3 protein-coding genes and 1 other annotated feature are annotated in these 2,794 nt (G+C 54.8%); of the genes, 1 reads left to right on the forward strand and 2 read right to left on the reverse strand.

The features are described from left to right. The first annotated feature begins 243 nt into the window (after nt 1–243). Nucleotides 244–651: a hypothetical protein gene (locus ACFFJK_RS22405; protein WP_379681873.1), complete on the forward strand. Its 408-nt coding sequence runs from the start codon at nt 244–246 to the stop codon at nt 649–651. A gap of 189 nt (nt 652–840) precedes the next feature. Here ACFFJK_RS22405 and ACFFJK_RS22410 read toward each other — a convergent pair. Together ACFFJK_RS22410 and ACFFJK_RS22415 are read right to left on the reverse strand one after the other, a co-directional pair. Beyond that, nucleotides 841–2,063, reverse strand: a protein-coding gene (locus ACFFJK_RS22410) for an IS3 family transposase (protein ID WP_379681874.1) whose coding sequence is annotated in 2 segments (ribosomal slippage) — nt 841–1,775 and nt 1,775–2,063 — 1,224 coding nt in all. Because the reading frame shifts where the segments join, the coding sequence is not laid out codon by codon here. Next, nucleotides 1,669–1,785 (reverse strand) — a sequence feature (AL1L pseudoknot). It overlaps the preceding gene by 117 nt. A gap of 47 nt (nt 2,064–2,110) precedes the next feature. Continuing rightward, on the reverse strand, nt 2,111–2,794 hold a 684-nt coding region (locus ACFFJK_RS22415; protein ID WP_379681875.1), incomplete at its 5' end, for a hypothetical protein.

A 2,794-nucleotide genomic window follows, 5' to 3' on the forward strand; every position in this document is an offset into this window, starting at 1 on the left:
GCCAACTGCTCCTGGTGCGATTGAATGCCGGGACTGCTGAACCCAGCAATCAAGTCGCCCAGCATAGCCTTTGCACGGAACAAAGGCCAACTACGGCGAGGAACATGATCGCACGAAACTAAACAACTAGCAACTAGATTCCTTAGCACCTACCTGAATAAGAAAGGAGAAAACTTAGCCACCAAAGAGGATATACAGCACATTACTGACCTCGTCAAAGAAGTAGAACACAGATACAATATCTTGCTAGAAGAAAAAAAGGCAACGCAACAGCTGCGCATGGCAGCGTTAGATAAACGCTTGCAAGCACATCAAGAGGCATTCGCCTTATGGCGAAAGTTAACTATGACCAAAGACGCAGAAGTTGGTCCTGCTGTAATCGAGTGCCAGACGTGGTGGGAAATGAACTGCCTGTATCTAGAACCCGAGGTTAGAGAAGCGTTCCCACGCGCATACGTTGGTTACAACACGCGTCAGCAGCTTCTTGTTTCACGTGGTTCAGCAGATGCTCTCAAAGCAGCATGGGCAGATTTGATGAGGTTCCCGGACATTCTATTCAATGCCGTTCGCCTTCCTGGGCTTAGCCAGATAGAGAAAGAGCTACTCCACACGACCAACGGTAGTTCAAGACAATCTGAGTCGAGCCAATAATTGGCACCTATTGACCTACTCATCCAATTAGAGTGCAAATGCTGCGTGAGGCTTTCGCACTGCTGAAATCGTATTGACCACAAGTTCGTCGCTTAACAAATGTGAGGCAATGAAGAGTGCATTTCCACTTCTCGGATGAAGCTCAGCATATGAACCGCCCCGGCTTTCGTGGAGGCCGGTTAGTGTGAGTCAGGCCGGAATAGCCTGACTGCTCAACTGCTTGTAATAGTTTGCCTCAGCTTCTGCCGGCGGTATATAGCCGAGCGGTTCCAAGAGGCGATGGTGGTTGAACCAGGACACCCATTCCAGCGTGGCCAATTCAACGGCTTCGCGCGTTTTCCAGGGAGCGCGGCGGTGGATCAGCTCAGCCTTGTAGAGCCCATTGATGGTCTCGGCAAGGGCGTTATCGTAACTGTCGCCTTTGCTGCCCACAGACGGCTCAATGCCGGCTTCTGCCAGCCGCTCGCTGTACTTTATTGACACGTATTGAGAGCCCCTATCGCTATGGTGGACCAAGGCATTTCGTTCCGGCTGACGCGCGTACAGCGCCTGTTCCAAGGCGTCGAGCACGAAGTCGGTCCGCATCGAGCTGCTTACACGCCAGCCAACGATGCGTCGAGCGAAGACGTCGATGACGAAGGCGACGTAGACGAAACCCTGCCAAGTCGAGACATAGGTGAAATCGCTGACCCACAGCTGATTCGGCCGCGTTGCCTTGAACTGGCGGTTGACCCGGTCGAGCGGGCATGGCGCCTTCGCATCGGCCACCGTCGTGCGTACAACCTTGCCGCGCATGACGCCTCGCAGGCCTGCCTTGCGCATCAAACGCTCCACCGTGCAGCGGGCCACCTCGGTTCCCTCACGCCGCAGTTGGCGCCAGACCTTGTCGGCGCCGTAGACCTGCAAATTCGCCTGCCAGACCCGCTCGATATCGACGCTCAGCACGTCGTCGCGCTGGGCTCGTGCGCACCGCAATTCAGGATTACGCTGCTGCGCGGCGTAACGCCAGTAGCCCGACGGCGCGACCTGCATCACCCGGCAGATCGGCTCGACACCGTAAGCATGGCGGTACTGGTCGATGAATGCCCTCACGGCTTGAAGCGGCGGTCGAGCTCCGCCTGGGCGAAAAACGCACTCGCCAGACGCAGGATCTCATTCGCCTTGCGCAACTCGCGCACTTCTCGCTCCAGCGCTTTGATGCGTTCTTCTTCGGCAGTAGTCGGACCTGGACGCTGGCCGGTATCACGCTCCTGCTGGCGTACCCAGCGGCGCAGCGTCTCTGGCGTACAGCCAATCTTGGCCGCGATCGACGTGATCGCTGCCCACTGCGACTCATACTCGCTGCTCGCTTCGCTGACCATGCGCACAGCGCGCTCGATGACTTCGGGGGAATACTTGGGTTGCTTCTTCATAGCTCCATTTTCTCAAAGAATGGAGCCTCTACAAAACCCAGGGCGGTTCACTTTAACAGTTTGTCTGTCGTGTTCTCGCACTCATACAACTCAATACGTTCACGTAGCGCTGCCTTCAGGACGTTGCTATCTCGTAGCTCCAAACCTTCAAAAGTGAATGGTCTATGTCCGATGCCCTTGATTCTCAGAAAGGCTTGGAGGATGCTCCCATCAAATAAGTACGTGGCAATGATCACGCGTTTAGCCGAATTAAGCAGCTCAACAGGAACTTGTACATTGAAGAATGTTCCATCTTGTGTGCTGTAGAGGCTGCCGTCGTCCGCCATTTTCCTTACTGTAGAGAAAGCGGAAGCTCCGTCGCCCCATGCATCTCGATTCCAAACAACTTTACCATCACGTTCGGTCATGATGACTTTGTCGGCCATCAGCGCCTTACGATCCTCACGAGCCAGGACGTCATCTCCGAGTGGTTCTATCATCCCCAGTTCTTCATCTGTCACAATGACATACCCATGCTTTGAGATAGAAGCGTAGCCAGGTGCACCCATCCCTTGGGCTAAAGCATGAGTGCAGATGACGTTCTTACCTAGCGCCAGTAGCGCGATTGATCTTGCCCCGCTTTTCCCGGACACAGCCTGATGCCTATTTAGCGTCAGTTTCCAGAGCCTGACGGCGTCGCTCTTTTCTAAACATGCGCGGCGATTTGTACCCCAGCGCCGAATGCGGATGCA

Source organism: Massilia consociata (assembly GCF_042432755.1).
GTDB classification, from domain to species: Bacteria; Pseudomonadota; Gammaproteobacteria; order Burkholderiales; family Burkholderiaceae_D; genus Telluria; species Telluria consociata.